Below are 23,282 nucleotides of genomic sequence, written 5' to 3' on the forward strand. Positions count from 1 at the left end.
CGAAGCGTTGCCGTGTCAGCGAGGTGGCATTATAGAGATTGCGATCACATTGGCAAGCCCTTTTTCTCGTTTTTTTTTTGATTTTTTTATCGTTCGGATAAATTTGCATCAAAAGCGGTCAAAAGAGCACGTTATTTCTACAGTTCTCTGAATTTATCTGCGAAAAGAGCCACTTTTTCCCAATTGGTGTACTCCACCTCTTTGGTCGTATCAGTTTCGCCACCCGTCATCGACATAATGAACCTAATCATAGTTCTGTCGAACCAGCTGTAACGTGGGTAATAAAGTGCACCAGCAAAAACACCGATTAGCGTTGGTTTCCAAGGCGACTTAATTAGGAACTTGCGAATGTAAGCACTACCTTCAGGTGTATCCTTTCCTTGGTCCTCTTTACGAGCGGTTAGGTTTACGCAGAAAAATGCCACTTTATTTTGCTCCAATTGATTGAGGTTTCGCTCAATAAACTGGTATAGCTTTTTATTAAGATGGCCATAGCGAATAGAGGCGCCTATCAATACTCTGTCGTATTGGCTGAAGTCAATCGTCTCGACATTATGTAAATCCACCAGCTCACAATCGAAGTCTGGAAGTTGTTCATCTATATAGTGGAGAATTTTTTTAGTCTGCCCTTCGCGGGAAGAGTATAGAAATAATGCTTTTGCCACGATTTCCCCTTAGCTACGCCAAAACGTCGGCGTAAGTAGAATAAGTAAGGTAAAGATTTCCAAACGACCAAACAGCATAGAAACTATCAATACCCATTTTGCTTTGTCGTTAACATCACCAAAGTGCAGCGCTACTTCTCCCAAGCCAGGACCGAGGTTGTTCAGAGTCGCAGCCACCGCCGAGAACGCACTGAGCTCATCCATTCCTGTTGCAATCAACCCCAACATACAAACCACAAATACCAATGCGTATGCGGAGAAGAAGCCCCAAACCGCATCGACAACACGTTGCGGTAGGGCACTGCCACCTACTTTGATGGTGTAAACCGCGCGTGGATGGACTAAACGTTTTAGTTCACGCGCACCTTGTAAGGTAAGAAGCAGGATACGGATCACTTTCATGCCGCCGCCTGTTGAACCAGCACAACCACCTATAAAGGAAGAGAACAATAACAGCACAGGTAAGAAGAGCGGCCAATCCGCAAAACCTGTTGTCGTAAAGCCCGCTGTTGTGGATATTGATACGGTTTGGAACAGAGCCTGATCGAAAGCATCGTATGTCGATGTGTAAGAGTGATGTTTCAGTAATAATAGAAAGCAAATGATAAATAGCAGCACTTGAATAAACAAGAAGGCGCGAAACTCAGGATCTTTCCAGTAATACTTGGGATGTACGCCACCTGATGCAAATGCAGCAAAGTGCAGTGTGTAATTACATGCAGATATAAGCAGAAAAACCACCGTAATCAGGTTAATCGCGTAACTATCAAAGTATCCGATGCTGGCATCGTGGGTAGAGAAGCCACCAATGGCAATGGTGGAAAAGCTGTGACTGATGGCATCAAATGGCGTCATACCAGCTAACCAAAAAGCCGAAGCACAGGCGATAGTCAGGCTCAAATAGATGTACCAAAGCGCCTTAGCAGTTTCTGCTATGCGCGGCGTCACTTTAGTATCCTTGACTGGACCTGGGATCTCGGCGCGGTAAAGCTGCATACCACCGATGCCAAGTACTGGCAAAATCGCCACCGCTAATACGATGATTCCCATACCGCCGAACCACTGCAGTAACTGTCGATAGAATAGAATCGCTTTAGGTAACTCATCCAAACCAACAATAACGGTCGCCCCGGTCGTCGTGAGAGCAGAAAACGATTCAAAAAACGCATCTGTCACTGAGACGTTCGGGTTGTCAGCAATGAGAAAGGGGATCGAGCCTGCACTGCCAAGTACTGTCCAGAATAAGACGACAATAAGAAAGCCATCTCGAGCTTTAAGCTCGTGCTTATACCTGCGGTTTGGGTACCAACAAACGGCCCCACAAAACAGCAGAACAAAAAATGTCGTGACAAAAGGCACACCAGCACCATCTCGATAGATCAGCGCAACGAGTGCTGGCGCAAGCATAGTGACACTAAAGAGTGCGAGCAGTAGCCCGACGATTCGAATAATTGAACGAAATTGCATGGATAAATTGACTAGCGAAGCTGTCCCTGTTGCTTCCTGTTTTTCATTATTGTCCGTCTAGCGGAGTGACAATTGCCTTTGCCCCGCTTTTATTGATGATTGCTTGGGTAAACGCGCTCACTTCTCGAAGCTCAATTTCCACCACTAATACGACCTGATCGCTGTATTCAGCCTCGACTTCTATCGCGCCAAATTGCGGCATGATTGATTGTGCGATAGGCATAAACCCATAGTCTAACGTTAGTCTGAGCTTTGTGGTTATTTTTTTCTCAATAGTTTGAAGCAGCTTGAGCGCTTGTTGAACCCCACCCCCATACGCTTTAACCAAGCCGCCTGTACCTAACTTGATTCCACCAGAGTATCGCGTGACCACAGCCGTGATCTCCCCCACCCCAGATCCAGACAGCTGCGCCAGGATTGGTTTGCCTGCCGTCCCTGAAGGTTCTCCATCATCACTAAAGCCCCACTTCATCGAATCTTCTGGTCGACCAGCAACAAAGCCCCAACAGTTATGTCTAGCATCAGCGTGTTTAGCTTTGATTTGATCAACAAATGCTTTTGCAGCTTCGATACTTGGCGTGTGTGCCAAATAAGTAATGAAGACGCTCTTTTTAATTTCTTCTTCAAATTGAGCGGGCTCTGCTGGAATCAGATAAGGCTTGTCATTCATAGGATTATGGATTCATGTCTATTTGCCTGAAGTCTATCACGAGTGTGATTTACCCGTCGCATAAGATCTGCCACAGCGCACAATGTTAAACACTTGTTTAAAAAATGTATTGAAATTAAACAATCCACGATCCAAACTAACTTTACTGGTCAAACCAGAACAAAAATAAAACGACTTCCTCGATACCTATCTGCCGAGGTACACGGCGTCGTTGAAATAGGTATACAGACAATCCACGATTGTATGTCATGGAGATAGACAATGATTTACCAAGCCGAAACCCTACAGGTAAAGGAAATACAAGATGGTATTGCAGAGCTAAGCTTCTGCTCTCCAAAATCCGTCAACAAACTCGACCTAGCGACATTGGAATCGCTAGATAAAGCTCTTGATGCGCTCATTGCCCATCAAGGCCTCAAGGGGTTGTTGCTCACTTCAGATAAAGACGCATTCATTGTAGGCGCAGACATTACCGAGTTTTTAGGTCTGTTTGCTAAAACGGATGCCGAGCTCGACCAATGGCTGCAATTTGCTAATAGCATCTTTAACAAATTAGAAGACTTACCCGTTCCAACCATCTCAGTGATCAAAGGCCACGCTCTTGGTGGCGGTTGTGAATGTGTGCTAGCAACAGACATGCGTATTGGTGACAAAACCACCAGCATCGGCCTACCAGAAACGAAACTGGGAATCATGCCGGGCTTTGGTGGTTGTGTACGCTTACCTCGCGTTATTGGCGCAGACAGCGCAATGGAAATCATCACCCAAGGTAAAGCATGCCGAGCTGATGAAGCATTGAAAATTGGCTTACTCGATGCTGTTGTAGAGACTGATGCTTTATACGAATCAGCACTACAAACTCTTAACTCTGCAATTAATGAGAAACTTGACTGGCAAGCACGCCGAGCACAGAAAACATCGCCTCTAACGCTGAGTAAGCTTGAATCAATGATGAGCTTCACCATGGCGAAGGGTCTGGTGGCACAAAAAGCAGGTCCTCACTACCCTGCCCCAATGACAGCCGTTATCACGATTGAAGAAGGTGCTCGCTTTGCACGTAATGAAGCGTTAGACATTGAACGTAAGCACTTCGTGAAATTGGCTAAATCGGAAGAAGCAAAATCACTCGTTGGCCTCTTCCTTAATGATCAATACATCAAAGGCATTGCGAAAAAAGCAGCGAAGTCAGCAAGTAAAGACACGCAACGTGCAGCCGTATTAGGTGCAGGTATCATGGGTGGCGGCATTGCTTACCAATCAGCGCTAAAAGGTGTGCCAGTCTTAATGAAAGACATCGCGCAAGCGTCGCTCGACCTAGGCATGACTGAAGCATCTAAGCTGCTGAATAAACGCTTATCTCGCGGTCGCATTGATGGCTTTAAGATGGCGGGTATTTTAGCGTCAATCACACCGAGCTTACATTACGCAGGTATTGAAAACTCTGATGTGATTGTTGAAGCTGTCGTTGAAAACCCGAAAGTAAAAGCAGCAGTTTTGAGTGAAGTTGAGTCCCATGTCGGTGACGACACCGTTATCACCTCAAACACCTCGACGATTCCTATCAACCTATTGGCAAAATCACTAAAACGCCCAGAAAACTTCTGTGGTATGCACTTCTTCAACCCAGTGCATCGTATGCCTCTTGTTGAGATCATCCGTGGTGAGCACACCTCTGATGAAACCATCAATCGTGTTGTGGCGTATGCTGCGAAAATGGGCAAATCACCAATTGTCGTTAATGACTGCCCAGGGTTCTTCGTTAACCGCGTATTGTTCCCATACTTTGGCGGCTTCAGCATGCTACTTCGTGATGGTGCTGACTTTACGAAAATCGACAAAGTCATGGAGCGTAAGTTTGGCTGGCCGATGGGACCGGCGTACTTGCTTGACGTAGTCGGCATTGATACCGCGCACCACGCACAAGCTGTGATGGCAGAGGGTTTCCCTGAGCGTATGGGTAAACAAGGTCGTGATGCGATTGATGCACTGTTCGAAGCAGACAAATATGGTCAGAAAAATGGTAATGGCTTCTACAGCTACACCATAGATAAAAAAGGTAAGCCGAAGAAAACCTTCTCCGAATCGATCTTACCAGTACTTGCTGACGTTTGTGCCGATAAGCTGGACTTTGACGATCAGACCATCATTCAACGTATGATGATTCCAATGATCAACGAAGTGGTGCTGTGCCTACAAGAAGGCATCATCGCGACTCCGCAGGAAGCAGATATGGCATTGGTTTATGGTCTTGGTTTCCCTCCATTCCGCGGTGGCGTATTCCGCTATCTAGACAGCGTGGGTATTGCTGAATACGTTGAAATGGCAAAACAACACGCCGAGCTAGGTGCGATGTACCAAGTACCGCAAATGCTGATTGATATGGCGGCGAAAGGTGAAAGCTTTTACGGTGCACAACAGCAAGGTTCTATCTAAGGAGGGATTCTAAAATGACTAATCAAACAAGAAATGTTGTCGTAGTCGATTGTCTACGTACTCCAATGGGTCGCTCTAAAGGTGGTGCTTTCCGTCATACACGAGCAGAAGATCTATCTGCGCGCCTAATGAAAGGCATTCTTGCGCGTAACCCACAAGTGAACCCAAGCGAGATTGAAGACATCTACTGGGGCTGTGTACAGCAAACACTAGAGCAAGGCTTTAACGTTGCACGTAATGCGGCGCTGCTTGCTGGTCTGCCGATTGAAATTGGCGCCGTGACGGTGAACCGCTTGTGTGGCTCATCAATGCAAGCGCTTCACGATGGTACACGTGCCATCATGACTGGCGATGCTGAAATCTGCCTAATTGGTGGTGTTGAGCACATGGGGCATGTGCCAATGAACCACGGTGTAGACTTTCACCCAGGTATGTCAAAGAACGTAGCAAAAGCTGCGGGCATGATGGGCTTAACGGCTGAAATGCTGGGTAAATTACATGGCATTAGCCGTGAGCAACAAGACGAGTTTGCCGCTCGCTCTCACGCTCGTGCGCACGCAGCAACCGTAGAGGGTCGTTTTAAAAACGAAATTCTACCAATTGAAGGCCACGCAGCAGACGGCACACTGTTCACTCTGGATTACGACGAAGTGATTCGCCCTGAAACATCCGTTGAAGGTCTATCTCAACTTCGCCCAGTGTTCGACCCTGCAAACGGTACAGTAACAGCCGGTACATCATCGGCTCTGTCCGATGGTGCATCAGCGATGTTGATCATGAGCGAAGAGAAAGCCAATGAGCTTGGCTTGAAGATTCGTGCACGTATTAAAGGCATGGCCATTGCGGGCTGCGATCCTTCTATTATGGGTTACGGTCCTGTACCTGCGACGAAAAAAGCGCTCAAGCGTGCCGGTCTTTCAATTGAAGACATGGATGTGGTTGAGCTAAACGAAGCATTTGCCGCGCAGTCTCTGCCGTGTGCTAAAGACTTAGGCCTGCTTGATGTTATGGATGAGAAGGTCAACCTTAACGGTGGTGCGATAGCATTGGGTCATCCACTAGGCTGTTCTGGTTCACGTATCTCAACAACGTTAATCAACCTAATGGAAGCGAAAGACGCGAAATACGGTCTGGCCACCATGTGTATCGGTTTGGGTCAGGGCATTGCGACAGTATTTGAACGACCATAACAGTTCAAGACGTTGTTGTAGTGATCGAGCCAACAATCATAAGCAAATGAACTAGTACTAAAATTTTTAGTATTACACTTAAGGGCGACAATTGATGTCGCCCTTTGTTTTACATCAAACATGCATGAAGAGCATACATTAAATGCTCAAGTTTCATTTTATTCATAGACAAAGAAGACATACACTTAGACCAGTTGATATCTTGCTGCATGTGACCCAGAGTCATGCTACCGCACAATCGGAGAACCTTATGTTTAATGCTCTAGTTCTAAATCAAGAAGACAAACGTACTATCGCTAACATCGAGCAAATCGATGAAACACAACTGCCTGAAGGCGACGTTCTGATTGACGTTGATTACTCATCGTTAAACTACAAAGACGGTCTTGCGATCACAGGTAAAGGTAAAATCATCCGTAACTTCCCGATGGTGCCAGGTATTGACCTAGCAGGTACGGTAGTAAGCTCAGAAGACGACCGCTACCAAGCTGGTGACAAAGTTGTCCTTACTGGCTGGGGCGTGGGTGAAAACCACTGGGGTGGTATGTCTCAGCGTGCTCGTCTAAAAGCAGATTGGCTAGTACCACTACCAAAAGGTCTAGACAGCAAGAAAGCAATGATGGTTGGTACTGCTGGTTTCACAGGCATGCTATGTGTTCAAGCACTGCTTGATGCAGGCATCAAACCTGAAAATGGTGAAATCCTTGTAACTGGCGCAAGTGGCGGTGTAGGCTCAGTCGCAGTAACGCTTCTAGCACAGCTTGGCTACAAAGTTGCTGCAGTGACAGGTCGTGTAGAAAAAAATGGCCCGCTACTTGAAAAACTAGGTGCTAGCCGCATCATCGACCGTACTGAATTTGAAGAACCAGCACGTCCACTTGAAAAGCAAGTATGGGCAGGTGCGGTTGATACTGTAGGCAGCAAAGTACTGGCTAAAGTATTGGCGCAAATGGATTACAACAGTGCAGTTGCAGCTTGTGGTCTTGCAGGTGGTTTTGATCTACCAACCACAGTGATGCCGTTCATCCTACGTAATGTTCGCCTACAAGGTGTGGACTCAGTAATGTGCCCAACAGAGAAACGTATCGCTGCATGGGAAAAGCTGGTCGAGCTACTACCAGACAGCTACTTCGAGCAAGCGTGTACTGAAGTTGCTCTTGCTGAAGCACCGAAATATGCAGAAGACATCACCAACGGTCAAGTAACGGGTCGTGTGGTTATCAAGCTATAAACACTGACTCAGTGTAAACAGACGAAGAGCCGGCATTGCTGGCTCTTTTTTGTTAGCAGTTCAGTCCCATATCTTCGATACGTTTAGCTATCAGACGGCTACACTCTTCACGCACAATCGTTCTTAACCATTCTTGAGCGGGAGAATGCTCGCAACGCGCATGCCAAATCATCGAGTATTCAAACGGCGTGAATTGGAATGGTAACGGTTTCACCACCAAGTCATAACGCTCGGCAACCAGATACGCCAAGTCCGCTGGCACTGTGATGATAATTGGCAAGGTATCCATGATCGCCAATGCGGCTTCTAAATGATAAGCCCGCAGAACCATTTTACGCTTAGGTTTCTCCATCAAAGCTTGTTCGATCAGTGCCTTAACACCATCACTGATGGCGATCATGGCATGTGGATGACTCAGATAATCATCCAAGCTCATTTCTTTATCCGCTAATGGATGCTGTTTTGAAAGCATACACAGCACCCCCACTCGCCCCAACACTTCACTGCGTAGAGGCTCCACCGGGCCTGTCGGGCGACAAATCGCTAAGTCTGCACCTTCATAAGTGAGCTGATCTGATAAACGGTCGTGTTGCAGTGGTAAGAAGTTGAAAGACACGTTTGGCGCTTCTTGGTAAATTCTCGGCAAAGCGAACGGTAAGATCGTTTGCATGGCATAGTCGGTGGTCACGATGCTGAAAGTCTGTACGCATTGCAATGGGTCAAACTCAACCGGAGATAACAACTGACGTAAAGACTCTAATGGCTCGCCCAATGAGCGATCGATCTCTAACGCTTTCTGAGTTGGGATCAAATGCTGTCCCTGACGAGTAAACAGCGGATCTCCCAATAAGTCACGTAGACGACCAAGCACACGACTCATTGCCGATTGACTCAAGTTCAGGCGTGTTGCTGCCTTACTGACACTGTTTTCCTCTATCAGTACTCGCAACGCAACCAGTAAATTTAAATCTCGGCGATAGATATCTTCCAGTTCCACGAATTAGCCACTTATTTTGTATGTGTTTGGGTAAATTGTACTCTTTAGGCAAAAAAAATCCCGCCTTTCAGCGGGGAAGCCCAAGAAAAATGGGGATAGTGTCGGAATGAAGTGTCGGTAAAAATAGGTGAGCGTTATTAAAAGCATTCTGATCCAAGCAAGAAGCGCTAATTTTCTTGCTCAGATGCGCCAGACCATCTGCGCATCTCGATCCAAATCCCAATAATAGTGGCAACCATGCCTACGAGAGGCGTCAAAGAGGTGTCAGCTGGCGTCCTAAGTACCAATGCACAAAACGAGATAAAACACAGCACTGAGTAAATCGTAAGTCTGTCTAACGCTGTTAACATTGCCTCTCCCTTGCCAGTTGTTACCAAATTGTTAATTTAAGGTAAAACAAAAAATTCGGTTTGCCAAGTGGTTATTGAATATTTTTTCAACGAAAGTAAAATTCAACGCTCAGTTAGTTACGAGAATCACACTATGAGCTTTAATCCTGAACTGGCAAACAAGACATTAGAGGCGGAAGGACTGCGCTGCCCAGAGCCAGTGATGATGGTCAGGAAGACAATTCGCAACATGCAAGATGGTGAGATTTTGCTGGTCAAAGCAGACGATCCATCCACAACTCGAGACATTCCGAGTTTCTGCCGCTTTATGGACCATCAATTAGTTGCGGCACAAACGGAGCAAGTTCCGTATCAGTACCTGATCAAGAAAGGATTGGAATAATCTGGTCGAACTAAAAACGGCAGCCTATATTGGCTGCCGTTTGTTTATTCGTCGTATTCGAGTGTGCGAACTTCTGATTGGAGCTTGTTAAGTTGTTTCTTCATTGCCCGCATCTCTTCATGCATAGGAATGATGTGAGCGACACGAATCCACGCTTCTACTGTCAATCCAGTAAGAACGAACGATCCTGCTACAATCGGTAACCACATATCAGTTAGCACCATCGCTAGTAAACACAGCGCTAAACCAAAAGTGAATAAATAACTCTGACTCTTCGGGGACATCCCCATGTAACGTGTAAGCATAAACTTGCCCTCTCGCTATCATTCACACCATTAAACTACCATGACAAGTATGACACTTATATGTCATCCGTCACGCAACGGAACGATTTAGAGTCAGAGTTTGAACTCGCGCAGCACGCCACTAATGATTGATAACTCACATCATTTCACGTGCAAAAAATCAGAACAGTGCAGCCCCTATTGCCAGAGCAATAAACAAAAATGCGGTGATTTTACGGATCAGCCCTAAAGGCATCTTGTCGGCCGACAATTTACCAATCAGGACCACAGGTACATTCGCCAGCAGCATACCGATTGTGGTACCGATAATCACCAAACTTAACGCATCCGCGTATTGCGCCCCTAAGATGGAAGTGGCGATCTGAGTTTTATCGCCTATCTCCGCAACGAAGAACGCGATAAAGCTGGCAATAAATGGGCCTCGATTAGAAATCTGCTCGTCATCATCCAGTTTGTCCGGGATCAGAACCCAAGCCGCCATCGCGACAAAACTGACCACCAGCACCCACTTTAAAATCTCAGGTGATAGATAGTCTGCGACAACCACACCTAACCATGCAGCCAAAGCGTGGTTGGCAATAGTTGCCAAAAAGATTGCTGCAATAATTGGGATTGGTTTTCGGTAACGACTTGCGAGTAATAGAGATAGCAATTGGGTCTTATCGCCAATTTCTGCTAACGCTACAGTAGTAATTGAAATAGCTAAAACGCTCACGACATGCTCATTGGGGCAGGGATTATTATTTATAACCGAAGACAAACCTCACGCCCCTACCCCGGTTCGTGATGATTTGTCTAAGGTCTTGCTAAACTTGAAAGGCTTCAAGTCTCGAACGCCATGGTGATTTTGCACCAATTATGTTGACGGACGAACCAGATGAAACAGAAACTTCATCAGGTAAGCTACTCCCCAAAGACAGGCGCAATTCTAGCCACCTTTGTTGCGCTTCTCAAGAGCCAAAGCAGGCAAAAACTCCCTTTTAGGAAAAATACAGCAGATAACGCGGTAAAAATTCATTAAAGGAGAAAATCGCCCACGAATTAATCAAGATTAGCTCTACTCCCATGCTCAATATCTGGTTATACTAGATTGTTAATTTATTCAACCGTAATTACTCTTTATCGCCGTTGTTAGAGTTGAAAAACTCGGCATAGATGACGAATTAACGAGTAACAAGAGAATCGCGCGAACCTGACTTATGCAAAAATACGATATCAAAACCTTCCAGGGAATGATCCTCGCGCTGCAGGATTATTGGGCTCAAAATGGTTGTACCATTGTTCAACCGCTAGATATGGAAGTGGGTGCGGGTACCTCTCACCCAATGACCTGTCTACGAGCGCTTGGCCCAGAGCCAATGTCGACAGCTTACGTACAACCTTCACGTCGTCCTACTGATGGCCGTTACGGTGAAAACCCTAACCGTCTTCAGCACTACTACCAATTCCAAGTAGCGCTAAAACCATCGCCTGACAATATTCAAGAGTTGTACCTTGGCTCCCTTGAAGTTCTTGGTATTGACCCTCTTGTACACGACATCCGTTTCGTAGAAGACAACTGGGAAAACCCAACACTAGGCGCATGGGGTCTGGGCTGGGAAGTTTGGCTAAACGGCATGGAAGTGACCCAGTTTACTTACTTCCAGCAAGTTGGTGGTCTTGAGTGTAAACCAGTAACTGGTGAGATCACTTACGGTATCGAACGTCTAGCAATGTACATCCAAGAAGTAGACTCTGTTTACGACCTAGTTTGGAACATCGCACCAGACGGCAGCAAAGTGACTTACGGTGACATCTTCCACCAAAACGAAGTAGAGCAATCGACTTACAACTTCGAGCACGCAGACGTTGAATTCCTATTTGGTTTCTTCGAACAGTGTGAGAAAGAGTGTAAAGAACTGCTTGAGCTTGAAAAGCCACTGCCACTGCCTGCTTACGAGCGCATTCTAAAAGCGGGTCACGCATTCAACCTACTAGACGCGCGTAAAGCGATCTCAGTAACTGAACGCCAACGTTACATCCTACGCATCCGCAACCTGACGAAAGCAGTTGCAGAAGCATACTACGCATCGCGTGAAGCTCTTGGTTTCCCAATGTGTAAGAAAGAACAAGCGTAAGGGGTAGAGTAACATGGCAAAAGAATTTCTAATCGAGCTAGGTACAGAAGAGCTACCACCAACGCAACTTCGCACTCTAGCTGAAGCATTCGCAGCAAACTTCGAAGCAGAACTAAAAGGCGCTGAGCTTGCTCACGAAGGCGTGAAATGGTTCGCGGCACCTCGTCGTCTTGCACTTAAAGTCGCAGCACTAGCAGACAGCCAGTCTGACAAAGTTGTTGAAAAGCGTGGTCCTGCGGTTTCTGCAGCGTTTGACGCGGAAGGCAACCCAACAAAAGCGGCTCAAGGCTGGGCACGCGGTTGTGGCATCACGGTTGACCAAGCAGAGCGCATGGTAACAGACAAAGGTGAATGGCTACTGTTCAAACAAGAAGTGAAAGGTCAGCCAACGTCTGAGATCGTAGTTGAACTTGCAGCGAAAGCACTAGCAAACCTACCTATCGCAAAACCAATGCGTTGGGGTAACAAAACGACTCAATTTATCCGTCCAGTTAAGACGCTAACCATGCTAATGGGCAGCGACCTAATCGAAGGCGAGATCCTTGGTGTCGCTTCAGACCGCACTATCCGTGGTCACCGCTTCATGGGTGAGCAAGAGTTCACTATCGATTCTGCTGAGCAATACCCTGCGATTCTAGAAGAGCGCGGTAAAGTAATGGCAGATTACGAAGCGCGTAAAGCAATCATCCTAGCTGACGCACAAAAAGCGGCAGCAGCGGTTGGCGGTATCGCTGATCTAGAAGATGACCTAGTAGAAGAAGTAACGTCTCTGGTTGAATGGCCAGTAGTACTAACAGCGAAGTTTGAAGAAGAGTTCCTAAAAGTGCCTTCTGAAGCGTTGGTTTACACCATGAAGGGTGACCAGAAGTACTTCCCTGTCTACGATGAAAACAAGAAGCTACTACCTAACTTCATCTTCGTATCGAACATCGAATCAAAAGAGCCTCGTTACGTAATCGAAGGTAACGAGAAAGTGGTTCGTCCTCGTCTTGCGGACGCAGAATTCTTCTTCAACACAGACCGTAAGCGTCCGCTTATCGACCGTCTGCCAGAACTAGAACAAGCGATCTTCCAAAAGCAACTGGGTACGATCAAAGACAAAACAGACCGCATCACTGAACTTGCTGGCTACATTGCTGAGCAAATCGGTGCTGACGTTGAGAAATCAAAGCGTGCTGGTCTACTAGCAAAATGTGACCTAATGACCTCAATGGTATTCGAATTCACGGATACTCAAGGCGTTATGGGTATGCACTATGCTCGCCACGACGGTGAAGCAGAAGAAGTTGCAGTAGCACTGAACGAGCAATACATGCCTCGTTTCGCAGGTGATGAACTACCATCTAACGGTGTTTCAACTGCAGTTGCAATGGCAGACAAGCTAGACACTATCGTAGGTATCTTCGGTATTGGTCAAGCGCCTAAAGGCAGCGACCCATTCGCACTACGCCGCGCATCTCTAGGTGTACTACGTATCATCGTTGAATACGGCTACAACCTAGATCTTGTTGACCTAGTAGCGAAAGCGAAGTCACTATTTGGTGAGCGTCTAACCAACGACAATGTTGAACAAGACGTTATCGAGTTCATGCTTGGTCGTTTCCGTGCTTGGTACCAAGACGAAGGCTTCAGTGTAGACATCATTCAAGCAGTTCTAGCGCGTCGTCCTACAAAACCAGCAGACTTTGACCAACGAGTTAAAGCGGTTTCTCACTTCCGTGAACTAGAAGCAGCTGAGTCTCTAGCAGCAGCGAACAAACGTGTAGGTAACATCCTAGCGAAATTCGACGGCGAACTAGCAGCAGACATCGACCTAGCACTTCTACAAGAAGACGCAGAGAAAGCACTAGCAGAAAGCGTTGAAGTAATGACGGAAGCGCTAGAGCCAGCATTTGCTACAGGTAACTACCAAGAAGCCCTAAGCAAGCTAGCTGACCTACGTGAACCAGTTGATGCGTTCTTTGATAACGTAATGGTAATGGCAGACGACGAAGCACTTAAGAAGAACCGTCTGACACTACTGAACAACCTGCGTAACCTGTTCCTACAGATCGCAGACATTTCTTTGCTTCAAAAGTAATTCATTACTCTTCGAAGTGATTAAGAAATAACTAAAAGGGAAGCAGATGCTTCCCTTTTTTGTTGCCTTCAAACCGATGAAGGTGACGCTTATTATTCATTTTGTGAACAAGACTAAAATTTGTAGGGTGAGACGCGTTTAACTTGTTGGTATAGAGCTCGGATTGTAGAGGCACAGTTTTGCTATAACTGGACTGTTTATTCGGGGGAAGGACACAATGAAAAAAACAATTCTCGCACTCTCTATCGGTCTACTGAGCGCCTGCAGCCAGATTCCAGAAAATGCCATCGTATTAAGCGTTGGTGATGATACTGCTGTTTTTGAGGAAAACTCACAGGGCTTACTTGTCGCCGAGCAAAAACTCGAAAAAGGCAGCTACACCTTTACCATTGCCGACAGCAAGCAAAGCTGTGGAAGTAGCTTTGCCCTAGCAGAAGAAGATCGCATTAAGTTCAATCGTCCATTAAAAATGGATAACTGCGCCACTGATGCACAAATGCTGCTGCGCATCTTCAAAGCCAATACCTATCAATTTACGCTCAATCCAACCACCAACGAGCTGACGGTAAAAATCAAACCAAAACAAAGTCAGGACATCACCTACTCTTGCCCTGTCGCAACTGACACGCCAAAAACCATCAATGTTGCTCAAACCTTTAATGATGGCACTGTCGTTCGTGACGCCTTAACCGGACAAGAAGCCACAGTCGCCAATGGCAGCGTCACCATGCAGCCGGGTCCTATGAGCCAAGGTCTAGTGCTGCTAGAAGAAGTTGAACAGCAAGCCGATAAACCTTTCAGCTGGGATAACGCGACGGTGTACTTCGTCATGACCGACCGCTTCTACAATGGCAACCCAGACAACGACAACAGCTACGGTCGCAGCAAAGATGGAAAATACGAGATTGGCACCTTCCACGGTGGTGACTTGGCGGGTCTGACGAAAAAACTCGATTACATCGAATCACTTGGTGTGAATGCTATCTGGATAACCTCGCCACTGGAACAAATCCACGGTTGGGTTGGCGGCGGCGATAAAGGCGACTTTAAGCACTATGGTTACCACGGCTACTATCACCAAGATTGGACCAAGCTTGATGCTAACATGGGTACCGAAAATGAACTCAGAACCTTCGTCGATACTGCCCATAAAAAAGGTATCCGCGTGATTTGGGATGTGGTCATGAACCACACTGGCTACGCAACATTAGCAGATATGCAGGAATTCGGCTTTGGTCAGCTTTACCTTGATAACCAAGAAGCCAAACAAGTCCTTGGTGAAAAATGGACCGACTGGCAGCCAAAATCAGGACAAAGCTGGCACAGCTTCAACGACTACATCAAATACGGAGATAGCGAAGCGTGGGATAAATGGTGGGGCAAAGATTGGATCCGCACCGATATTGGCGACTACGATGCTCCGGGCTACAACGACATCACCATGTCTTTGAACTACCTACCGGATCTAAAAACCGAATCGACTCAGAAAACCGGATTACCAAACTTCTTCCGCAATAAAAACACCAATGCGCAAGATGAGCTACAAACCCCACGTGAACACCTGATTGCCTGGTTATCCGATTGGGTGCGTGACTATGGCATTGATGGCTTCCGCGTTGACACTGCCAAACACGTTGAAATGGAAGCGTGGGCAGAGCTGAAAGCCAGCACCACCCAAGCGCTTGCTCAATGGAAGCAAAACAACCCGGACAAAGCCTTGGATGACCTACCTTTCTGGATGACAGGTGAAGTGTGGGCACACAGCGTAGTGAAGAGCCCGTATTTCGATAACGGCTTCGATTCCATCATCAACTTTGAGTTCCAATCTGATGTAGCACCAAAAGCGCTGAAGTGTTTCGCTCAACTTGATAATGATTACCGCCGTTATGCAGAACGCATCAATACCGATCCTGAGTTCAACGTGTTGAGCTACCTGTCTTCACACGATACACAGCTGTTTTGGTCAGCGCGCAGCCGCAGCTTTGATGACCAAGCACGTGCAGCAAATGCACTGATGCTGGCTCCCGGTGCAGTACAGATCTATTACGGTGATGAGATAGCTCGTGATTTTGGCATTACTGGTTCAGACGCCCACCAAGGCACACGCTCAGATATGCCATGGGATAAGATTCATGGCGAGCGTGAGGATCTACTGCAACATTGGCAAAAGTTGGGCGAATTCCGTAAACGCCACCCAGCAGTTGCTCAAGGTAAGCACATCACTCGCAACCAAGAAGGTTACTACGCATTCGAACGCCAATACCAAGACGACAAGGTGCTGATTGTTTACACCGGTGAGTAAATCACACTCTCTCCACCAGCAAGGGAAGCATAAGCTTCCCTTTTTTATTGTTCTTTTTGCCCTTTTGTCTCGTTCCTCTGGTCTGATGACGCACTTTTTTCTTTTTCGGCTTAATTCACACTTTGCGTTAATTACACATTGAGGTAAGGTCAAGGATTACTCGATAAGCCGATAAAACATCGGCATAAACATACACAAAGCAATCACAATGAATTAGGTATAAGTCAGCATGCAGTTCTCAAAGTTTGGTGAAAAATTTAATCAGTATTCAGGTATTACGCAGTTAATGGACGATTTGAATGATGGTCTGCGCACACCAGGTGCCATCATGCTCGGTGGAGGTAATCCTGCCGCCATTCCTGCCATGCTCGATTACTTTCACCAAGCCAGTGAGGAAATGCTCGCCAGTGGGGAGCTCGTCGCCGCCCTCGCCAACTACGATGGCCCGCAGGGTAAAGACGCGTTCGTCAAAGCGCTAGCTCAGTTATTCCGTGAAACTTACGGCTGGGATATTTCCGAAAAGAACATCAGCCTAACTAACGGTAGCCAGAGTGGCTTTTTCTACTTGTTCAACTTGTTGGCAGGTAAACAGCCAGACGGTTCGCACAAGAAAGTGCTACTGCCTATCGCACCTGAATACATCGGTTATGGTGATGCTGGCATTGATAAAGATATCTTTATCTCTTACCACCCAGAAATCGAGCTGTTAGATAACGGTCTGTTTAAATACCACGTCGATTTTGAGCAGCTAACCGTCGACGACTCTGTTGCGGCAATCTGTGCATCTCGTCCAACCAACCCAACGGGTAATGTACTGACAGACGAAGAAGTACGTAAGCTGGACAAGCTAGCACGTGAGAACAACATCCCGCTGATCATCGATAACGCCTACGGTCTCCCTTTCCCGAACATCATCTTTGAAGATGTCGAACCGTTCTGGAATGAAAACACCATCCTATGCATGAGCCTATCTAAACTTGGCTTGCCGGGCGTGCGTTGTGGCATTGTGATTGCGAGTGAAGAAATCACTCAAGCGTTAACCAATATGAACGGCATCATCAGCCTAGCGCCGGGCAGTGTTGGTCCAGCGCTGGCAAACCATATAATTGGCAAAGGCGATCTTCTTAAACTGAGTTCAGAGGTGATTAAGCCGTTCTACAAGCAAAAATCACAACGTGCGGTTGAACTGCTCCAACAAGCAATTACCGATGAGCGATTCCGCATCCACAAGCCGGAAGGCGCTATCTTCTTGTGGTTATGGTTTGATGAACTGCCAATCACAACAATGGAACTGTACCAACGCTTGAAAGCGCGTGGCGTATTGATTGTCCCTGGTGAATATTTCTTTATTGGTCAGCAAGACGAGTGGGATCACGCGCACCAATGCCTGCGTATGAACTACGTTCAAGATGATGAGATGATGCAAAAAGGCATTGCGATTATCGCTGAAGAAGTGGAAAAGGCTTACCGCGAAGGTAAATAGACGGATTGAACTCAGCCGTTCTTCTCTTTGAAATTACGGCTTTAAAATAGCGGATTTGAAAACCCCAAACTAAAAAGAGCGCCCATATGGCGCTCTTTCTCATTCTATAACCGGGTGGTTAACTGATTAGTTGTTCTCAATCAGGTTGTTACCACCGATAGCAATCTTACGTGGTTGCATGGCTTCAGGGATTTCACGAACTAAATCGATATGAAGCAGACCGTTTTCCATTGATGCACCCACGACTTTTACGTAATCCGCTAGCTGGAATTTACGTTCAAAATCGCGTTCTGCAATACCTTGGTAAACGTAGTTTTTGCCTTCTTCGGCTTTACGTTCGCCCTTCACAATCAACATGTTTTCGTTTTGAGTCAGATCGAGCTGTTCTTCAGCAAAGCCAGCAACGGCCATAGTAATACGGTAGTTGTGCTCGTCTTTTTGCTCAATGTTGTATGGAGGGTAACCGCCAGAAGTATTTTTCGCTGTATTCGCTTCCATCAGGTTTAGCAGACGATCAAAGCCAATTGCATTACGGTATAGTGGTGAGAAATCTACATTACGCATAAATCTATCCTCTTAATTAAGCAATAGTCTTAGTTCAGATGAGTTCCATCCTACTGGCGTGTTTATGCAAAAACCAACGCCGAACTAAGAGATTCTTATCATTCCACTGGCCTTGGTTTGGCTCGGAGACATGATATTGAATCTAAAGGTTTAAGTTGTGTACCAAAACGCCATATCCTCTTCTGAGCGATCTCGTTTTAGCGATTCCAGAGGGCTGGTCTTCTAGTCTCTAGCAAGCCAGTCACCCTCTTCATAACTAGATATAAGGTCGTCAAAAATGACTTTCAAGGGAAAAAATAAAAAATTTTTAAAGCATCCACTATCCCCTTGAACAGCTTAGTTCCTCATCACTTCACGATCAGTGATAAAAAGCCCGCCGTTCTGGAGGGCTCAATCTACACTTTACTTGCGGGAGGATTTACGCGCTTTTACAACGCCCTTTTCTGCCGCCTTTTCCTGCTTTAGTTTGCGCTTTTCTTTTAGACTCAACTGCGGTTGTTTCTTTTCTTTCTTACTCATGACTTCACCTCTATTTATTGGCACAACAGACAACCACACAGCATTTTCTGAGCTGGTGGCTGCGATTGATGAACAATTTCAGTAATCACAAAGCAGCGTCGCTGATTAAAAATTTCCACTTCGAGCGCATCATTTTTAGCTCGACCTAACAGTCGAGACCCCAAATAAGAATCGACCGCGAGCATACCTGTCATGGGTTGCCCCTTACGCGAGCTGACCAATGTCATGCGATATTGATAGGCGCGTTCAACATCCACTAAGCGAACCGTGTCCCCAACCGCAATACGAGCTCGGTTACGGCAATGGGCTTGTTGCTCGCAGATTTCAAATAGCGATAACAACCTTAGTGGTGATTGATAGGTTAAAAAGCGACTGGTTAACCACCAAGTTCGCAGCGCCAAGCAGTACGCTGAGAACCAGCGTTCAAACATGATTATTTCCTTCTTAATGCCTTGTCTTACAAATAAATTCAGTGCATTGAACCGGAAGTGCATCACTTCCGGCTTAGTTCAGGAAAGTCATCACCATTTTCTTAGTCTCCTTATTCATCAGCTCTTCAGCACTATAGCGAGCAGAAAAAAGAAAGCAAAAACGCTCAAGCGAACAAAATGGCGAGAAAAAAAGAAAACAGAAATAAAATGGCAGGCTTGATCGGGTTGTTGGCAGTTAGTACCAGAAAAACATCCGCTTTAGCAGAAAGTGGCGATTTTAGCTGGTGGTACAACAAAAAAAGCAGCGATTTCTCGCTGCTTTTTACTATTGTGGGATCTCATAATTCGTGAACTCAAGATCCTAGGTATTGCAAGCCGGTTCAAGGATTATGAGATTTTAGAGCAGGCTGAAAATCTCATAATTCGTGACACTTTCACCACCAAGTCTCACTCTTCGTGAACTCAGTCAATTCTCTTATAAAGATCATTAACCCAAGGTGACTGCTCATTTTTTCCGAACACTAAGTATAAATATTGCTTAGGCCTTGTAACACCAACATAAAAGAGCCTTCGGGCCTCTCTAAGAGCCTTATTGCTTTGGAGGTCTCTCTGACTTGGTATGCCATTCTTATTCACATCAAACATTATTACAGCTTTAAACTCACGCCCTTTAGCACTATGTAGAGTGCTAAGAGTCATACGACCCGATCCATCAACTCGACCAGCAAAAATTTTTAGGGGTATGTCCAATCCCTGCTCGGGATTAGTTCTTGAGATCAAGGTCGAACACAGTTCCCACTCCTGATGAACATTGCGACAAATCAGCATCCAAGGTTCAATCAATTCGACCAACAAACGACGTAGCCAAGTATTGGTAGATTCCTCTGTACCGATACTACTACGAAGGAAACCCATCAACTGACCAGAAATAATGTTTTTTTCTTCGTCGGTCGCATTTCTACCATAGACCAAAGAAAAGGCTTCTCGCTGTAACCGTTGAAATGACGGGCTAGCATCAACCCAACCTCCTGTAACCCAACTTGCACAGGCTTCTATAAACCGCGCAAGAGGAGAATTTCGAGGAATAAGCGCATTTCTGTCTGTCCGTATGTATGGTGTATTCGATAAATCAAGCGCGTCCGCAACCTTATCGCCAAGCCATGCAGCTCGATACAAAACGGCAATTTCTTCAAGTCCAACACCTTTAGACAGTAAACTGGGGACTAATATTTTAGCAACATAAGCCGCTTGGCCTTCTAGGTTGCCAGGAATAGGGCAAAAGCCAATCTCACCCTCGCCTGACCCCGTTACTCCTTGATAGTCTCGCTCTTCACCAAGTGCTCCCAATGATCCCCGTATTATTTTACTTCCGGAACGGTAGTTGAAGCGGAGTTTAACTGTAGAAACATCTGCTCTTTTAGTGAGGCCATCAAGAAGATCTGGATTAGCACCAGTAAAACCATAGATAGACTGATCAACATCCCCCACGGCAAATAGACGAATCCCACTTTCAAAGCAAAGTAGCATAACCAGCTCATGAAGAGCGTGGCCCAAATCTTGATATTCATCGACAAGTAATACTGGGAATCGAGATAGAAGAGCTCGCCGTATCCAACGGTGGTTCTTAACCATTCGGTAAGCAATTAGAGGCATATCATCAAAATCGATGAGCCCATTTGAACGCAGCTCTGCCTCATAGGCCTCAATAAAACGTGCTAATTCTTCATTCTGTCCACGCCAATTCTGGAGCTCTCTATCTACATGTTGTCGACGCTTTTCAGCAGCCCTCTGCCAATGCCTATGGGGATCTCCTCCGTCATTAAACACCTTAATATATGCAACTTCCACAGCCGCACGGCACTCAGCAGCCGTTGCCACACGATAACTGGGTGGCAATAGGCCCGGTACACAACGAGAATATGGTGAAAGGATCTGAGTTAAAGCAAAACTGTGTACAGTACCAATAAAAACACGCTCATTGGCTCTGATTCCAAGCTTAACCAAGCGAGATTCTAGCTCAAGTGCACACTCATTATTATAAGTAATACATGCCACGCCACGAGGCTCAGTCACTTCTTCCGATAGCAACTTACCCATGGTAATCGTGAGTGTTTTGGTTTTTCCACTTCCCGGGCCTGCAAGCACAACACAATGGCCATTTGAATGCGCAGCTTGCCATTGCTCAGGGTTACTCCTGAGATCCTCTAAAGCTAGTTCAAGAGATCTCGGCTTAGACACGGTCAGCCACAAATTTGATCGCAGATGTAATGTATTCTGGCGGAGTTAACCCCACTGCCTTTTTGGCAAGTTTACCACTCAGCCGCCCTTTACCTATGTCCGACACCATTGATAATAAGTGGCCTGGATCAATAGGATTGCCCGTTTTCCATGCCTCAATTCTCGCTGAACGCGTGGCACCAAAACCCTGCTCGTTTAAAATTTCCAAAAGAGCATTCTGCAAGTTAGGAGTATTAGCTACAGCAACCTCAAAAGTGTGCGCATTCAAAAAAATTCCAGCGCCTGACCACCCTTTATAATAAGCATCAAAGTCGGCAGCCAACCATTTTGCTCTATCTTGGGCACTTATTGGGGCACGCCCAGAGACCTCTAAAAAAGCATCCCAAATCCCTAAAGTTCGTTCCTTCCCAAGAGGAGGTTTAGTGCCATCAAGCGGATCCCAATCTGTTATGACTGAAAAAGGCAATCCAAGACCTGCTGCTAATTTCACATAAGGCTTAAAATTAACGCCAGCCACATTGCAAACAGTGATACCTAGTTCATCTAAATTACATCCAATGCTTTCTGCAAACACAGGCACCAAAGCTTCCTCAGCATCCCCCTCAACAAAGATAACGCCTCGGGAGAACAGTAATTCTGAACGGGTTGCCGTTAAATAACGCTCAATATCTTCAAGTTCATCTTCTGTCACTGGAAGCTGAGCTAGTGAAAATGCACGACTAGAGCCATGCTTACACCGCAAGTTGATAATCGACTTGAGTGGCGCAACGGCCGCGAGAGTAGGTGAATGACTCGATACAATTAGCGATTGACCTACTGAATTATCATTAAAAAGCTTATCAAACACTGAACGCTGGAGCTGTGGGTGAAGATGGGCTTCAGGCTCTTCGATGCATAAAACCGAGTAGTTGCGCTCATTTTTCTTGCGAAGCCAACTAAACTCGGCCAGCTTGAGCGCTAACAAAGCCACGTTAGCAGAACCTAAACTGGCTTCAGCTATTCCGCGTTTACCATCATCAATAAAAAGAGATATAGCTCGAAATAGCCGCATAGGATCAGAAGGTGAAAAACGAAGGCGCGCATTAAGATCCTGAGCTTTTCCGGAAAGCTCTAAAATCCCGTGTCTTAGGGTATCCTCAAGTTCCTTAACTGGTTCAAATGATTCTACCTTGCTATTTGCAGCCTCTAAGGTGCCGGCGACGTCAGCAAGAGCAGCTCGATCAACAGACCCGATAGCTTCTTCCAATAAAGGACGCAAGGGAGAATTTCGCCATGATGCAAGCTGTCCTTCCGCATCACGTAAAGCATGAAGCATATCCAAAGATATCCGTCGACGAACTCTACTAGGAATAAACCGCGTTTCATCGCCCCCTCCGAAGACTAAAAACTCATAGTCCTCACTTGAGCCTGGAACTCCTTGTAATCCTGCCTTTGGCCTAAATACATAACTCAACCTCGCTACTGTTGGGTTATCCGCTCTACGGAAATCTGTTAGCAAAGCGGCGAGAGATACATCATCGTCAAATTCTGAAAAGTCTAGGTGTATCTCTACCTGCGGAGCTGTAGTTAGATCACAACCGTCCCATAAGTCTGATAATTTAAGATGCCGCGCCGAATCCGAAAGAGAAGAATCAAGTACCAACCTTATCGCATACAGTAAGTTACTCTTTCCGATTCGGTTTTCTCCCAGAAGCACTATATTGCGGGCCAACGGGATATTGATCGATTCAAAATTGCGGAAATTCTTAATGATTAAATTGGAAAGATGCACATCTTACTCCCTGATGCTGGACTGCTCCCATGCTAACAGATCTTTCAACTACCTAGTAAGCTAGCGAGTCTATTTCTGAACCACTGG

20 protein-coding genes are annotated in these 23,282 nt (G+C 46.1%); 9 read left to right on the forward strand and 11 right to left on the reverse strand.

Features of this window, described 5'->3' with window-relative positions:
• Nucleotides 1–137: 137 nt before the first annotated feature.
• The 3 genes from hemG to R7Q47_RS15380 are packed head-to-tail and all read right to left on the reverse strand — an operon-like array spanning nucleotide 138 to nucleotide 2,802.
• Complete coding sequence (hemG, locus tag R7Q47_RS15370; protein ID WP_005378894.1) at nucleotides 138–665, reverse strand: menaquinone-dependent protoporphyrinogen IX dehydrogenase; 528 nt, start codon at nucleotides 663–665, stop codon at nucleotides 138–140.
• A 9-nt stretch (nucleotides 666–674) separates the two neighbouring features.
• Nucleotides 675–2,132: a TrkH family potassium uptake protein gene (locus R7Q47_RS15375; RefSeq protein WP_005378893.1), complete on the reverse strand. Its 1,458-nt coding sequence runs from the start codon at nucleotides 2,130–2,132 to the stop codon at nucleotides 675–677.
• Nucleotides 2,133–2,178: 46 nt separating this feature from the next.
• On the reverse strand, nucleotides 2,179–2,802 hold the full coding sequence (locus R7Q47_RS15380; RefSeq protein ID WP_005378891.1) for a YigZ family protein: 624 nt from the start codon (nucleotides 2,800–2,802) through the stop codon (nucleotides 2,179–2,181).
• A 261-nt stretch (nucleotides 2,803–3,063) separates the two neighbouring features.
• On the opposite strand from R7Q47_RS15380, the gene fadB reads away from it, so the two are divergent.
• The 3 genes from fadB (at nucleotide 3,064) to R7Q47_RS15395 (ending at nucleotide 7,656) form a co-directional block, all read left to right on the forward strand.
• Nucleotides 3,064–5,235, forward strand: coding sequence for a fatty acid oxidation complex subunit alpha FadB (gene fadB / locus R7Q47_RS15385; protein ID WP_154204932.1), 2,172 nt, complete (start codon nucleotides 3,064–3,066; stop codon nucleotides 5,233–5,235).
• A 14-nt stretch (nucleotides 5,236–5,249) separates the two neighbouring features.
• Complete coding sequence (fadA, locus tag R7Q47_RS15390) at nucleotides 5,250–6,425, forward strand: acetyl-CoA C-acyltransferase FadA (protein WP_006743176.1); 1,176 nt, start codon at nucleotides 5,250–5,252, stop codon at nucleotides 6,423–6,425.
• A 250-nt stretch (nucleotides 6,426–6,675) separates the two neighbouring features.
• Nucleotides 6,676–7,656 carry an MDR family oxidoreductase gene (locus R7Q47_RS15395; RefSeq protein ID WP_005378882.1) on the forward strand — a complete coding sequence of 327 codons (981 nt, stop codon included), beginning with the start codon at nucleotides 6,676–6,678 and terminating at the stop codon, nucleotides 7,654–7,656.
• Between the two features lie 52 nt (nucleotides 7,657–7,708).
• Here R7Q47_RS15395 and R7Q47_RS15400 read toward each other — a convergent pair whose 3' ends face one another.
• Together R7Q47_RS15400 and R7Q47_RS15405 are read right to left on the reverse strand one after the other, a co-directional pair.
• Nucleotides 7,709–8,653 (reverse strand): LysR family transcriptional regulator, encoded by a 945-nt coding sequence (locus R7Q47_RS15400; RefSeq protein ID WP_005383815.1) that lies wholly within the window; start codon nucleotides 8,651–8,653, stop codon nucleotides 7,709–7,711.
• A gap of 167 nt (nucleotides 8,654–8,820) precedes the next feature.
• Nucleotides 8,821–9,003 (reverse strand): hypothetical protein, encoded by a 183-nt coding sequence (locus R7Q47_RS15405; protein WP_005378880.1) that lies wholly within the window; start codon nucleotides 9,001–9,003, stop codon nucleotides 8,821–8,823.
• Between the two features lie 133 nt (nucleotides 9,004–9,136).
• Between R7Q47_RS15405 and tusA the strand changes: the two genes are divergently transcribed.
• Nucleotides 9,137–9,385, forward strand: a complete 249-nt coding sequence (gene tusA, locus R7Q47_RS15410; RefSeq protein WP_005378879.1) for a sulfurtransferase TusA — start codon at nucleotides 9,137–9,139, stop codon at nucleotides 9,383–9,385.
• Between the two features lie 44 nt (nucleotides 9,386–9,429).
• On the opposite strand, the gene R7Q47_RS15415 is transcribed toward tusA, so the two are convergent.
• A complete protein-coding gene (locus tag R7Q47_RS15415) occupies nucleotides 9,430–9,690 on the reverse strand; it encodes a hypothetical protein (protein ID WP_005378878.1) in 261 nt (86 codons plus the stop codon).
• Nucleotides 9,691–9,850: 160 nt separating this feature from the next.
• A complete protein-coding gene (locus tag R7Q47_RS15420) occupies nucleotides 9,851–10,405 on the reverse strand; it encodes a TMEM165/GDT1 family protein (RefSeq protein ID WP_005378877.1) in 555 nt (184 codons plus the stop codon).
• A gap of 484 nt (nucleotides 10,406–10,889) precedes the next feature.
• Between R7Q47_RS15420 and glyQ the strand changes: the two genes are divergently transcribed.
• The 4 genes from glyQ to R7Q47_RS15440 all read left to right on the forward strand — a co-directional run bounded on the left by glyQ (nucleotide 10,890) and on the right by R7Q47_RS15440 (nucleotide 17,672).
• Nucleotides 10,890–11,807: a glycine--tRNA ligase subunit alpha gene (gene glyQ / locus R7Q47_RS15425; protein ID WP_005383818.1), complete on the forward strand. Its 918-nt coding sequence runs from the start codon at nucleotides 10,890–10,892 to the stop codon at nucleotides 11,805–11,807.
• Between the two features lie 13 nt (nucleotides 11,808–11,820).
• On the forward strand, nucleotides 11,821–13,887 hold the full coding sequence (gene glyS, locus R7Q47_RS15430; protein WP_154204933.1) for a glycine--tRNA ligase subunit beta: 2,067 nt from the start codon (nucleotides 11,821–11,823) through the stop codon (nucleotides 13,885–13,887).
• A gap of 217 nt (nucleotides 13,888–14,104) precedes the next feature.
• Nucleotides 14,105–16,189 (forward strand): alpha-amylase, encoded by a 2,085-nt coding sequence (locus R7Q47_RS15435; RefSeq protein WP_154204934.1) that lies wholly within the window; start codon nucleotides 14,105–14,107, stop codon nucleotides 16,187–16,189.
• A gap of 229 nt (nucleotides 16,190–16,418) precedes the next feature.
• Nucleotides 16,419–17,672 carry a valine--pyruvate transaminase gene (locus tag R7Q47_RS15440; RefSeq protein ID WP_154204935.1) on the forward strand — a complete coding sequence of 418 codons (1,254 nt, stop codon included), beginning with the start codon at nucleotides 16,419–16,421 and terminating at the stop codon, nucleotides 17,670–17,672.
• A gap of 126 nt (nucleotides 17,673–17,798) precedes the next feature.
• Here R7Q47_RS15440 and R7Q47_RS15445 read toward each other — a convergent pair whose 3' ends face one another.
• Nucleotides 17,799–18,236: an Hsp20 family protein gene (locus R7Q47_RS15445; RefSeq protein ID WP_005378857.1), complete on the reverse strand. Its 438-nt coding sequence runs from the start codon at nucleotides 18,234–18,236 to the stop codon at nucleotides 17,799–17,801.
• Nucleotides 18,237–18,769: 533 nt separating this feature from the next.
• Complete coding sequence (locus tag R7Q47_RS15450; RefSeq protein WP_017635594.1) at nucleotides 18,770–19,186, reverse strand: GreA/GreB family elongation factor; 417 nt, start codon at nucleotides 19,184–19,186, stop codon at nucleotides 18,770–18,772.
• A gap of 177 nt (nucleotides 19,187–19,363) precedes the next feature.
• Between R7Q47_RS15450 and R7Q47_RS15455 the strand changes: the two genes are divergently transcribed.
• Entirely contained in the window at nucleotides 19,364–19,537 is a 174-nt protein-coding gene (locus R7Q47_RS15455; protein WP_318089238.1) for a hypothetical protein, read from the forward strand.
• A gap of 111 nt (nucleotides 19,538–19,648) precedes the next feature.
• Here R7Q47_RS15455 and R7Q47_RS15460 read toward each other — a convergent pair whose 3' ends face one another.
• Together R7Q47_RS15460 and R7Q47_RS15465 are read right to left on the reverse strand one after the other, a co-directional pair.
• Nucleotides 19,649–21,424, reverse strand: a complete 1,776-nt coding sequence (locus R7Q47_RS15460) for an ATP-dependent helicase (RefSeq protein ID WP_318089239.1) — start codon at nucleotides 21,422–21,424, stop codon at nucleotides 19,649–19,651.
• Entirely contained in the window at nucleotides 21,417–23,195 is a 1,779-nt protein-coding gene (locus R7Q47_RS15465; RefSeq protein WP_318089240.1) for an ATP-dependent nuclease, read from the reverse strand. The genes R7Q47_RS15460 and R7Q47_RS15465 overlap by 8 nt, the downstream gene beginning before the upstream one ends.
• Nucleotides 23,196–23,282: the final 87 nt, after the last annotated feature.

Source organism: Vibrio sp. Vb0349, assembly GCF_033338975.1.